This is a genomic window from Bradyrhizobium sp. Leo170 (assembly GCF_004296405.1).
GTDB lineage: Bacteria > Pseudomonadota > Alphaproteobacteria > Rhizobiales > Xanthobacteraceae > Bradyrhizobium.
In genome coordinates, this window is sequence record NZ_PSRR01000783.1 from 1 (window position 1) to 841 (window position 841).

General features: G+C 54.9%; 1 protein-coding gene. It reads right to left on the reverse strand.

The features are described from left to right. Nucleotides 1-18: 18 nt before the first annotated feature. Nucleotides 19-770, reverse strand: a protein-coding gene (locus CWO89_RS44680) for an IS5 family transposase (RefSeq protein WP_130584436.1) whose coding sequence is annotated in 2 segments (ribosomal slippage) — nt 19-434 and nt 434-770 — 753 coding nt in all. Because the reading frame shifts where the segments join, the coding sequence is not laid out codon by codon here. Nucleotides 771-841: the final 71 nt, after the last annotated feature.

An 841-nucleotide genomic window follows, 5' to 3' on the forward strand; every position in this document is an offset into this window, starting at 1 on the left:
GCTAGGGTCTGTTGAGATTCATCTGGAATGGATGACAGCGGTGGCGAGGTAGATCATCGCCTCGAAACTGCTGTCTGTCTTGTCGCATCGCATAGCTATGCGTTTGAATTCCTTCAGCTTGCCGAAGAAATTCTCGATCAGGTGGCGCCATTTGTAGATGTCCTTGTCGATGTCGAGGGGCTTGGCGCGCCTGGGATGCTGCGAGATTACGATCTTCGCCTTGCGAACGTTCATGTCTTCGATGATCCAGTTGGAATCAAAAGCCTTGTCGGCGATCAAGCCACCGAATTCGATGTCCTTGATGAGGGGTGCAACGCCGACGGTGTCAAAGCGATGACCGGGAAGCAGGATGAACCGCACCAGATTTCCGAGCGCGTCGGTCAGCGCGAGGATTTTGGTGGTCCAACCGCCCTTCGATTTGCCGATCGCCTGATTTTTGGTCCCCCTTTTGCTCCCTGGGCGTGGCGATGAACTTTGACGATTGTCGCGTCGACCATGGCGAATTCCATGTCTGGGTCATCTGATACGGCTTCGAAGATCCGTCTGAAAACGCCAGCCCTTACCCAATCGCGATAGCGCTTGAACACCGTATTCCAGTTGCCGAATGTCGGCGGCAGATCCCTCCATGGGCTGCCCGTACGCGCAATCCACAGCACAGCTTCGAGAAACAAACGGTTGTCACCCCCTGTGCGGCCGGGATCGGTGGACTTGCCCAAACAAAGCGGCGCCATCTTCACCCATTGAGCGTCGGTCAAAACGAATCGGTGCATCCAAAACTCCTTTCGGAGCTTGAATCACGGGCAGTCCAATCTGTGAATCCTGAATCTCAACAGACCCTAGC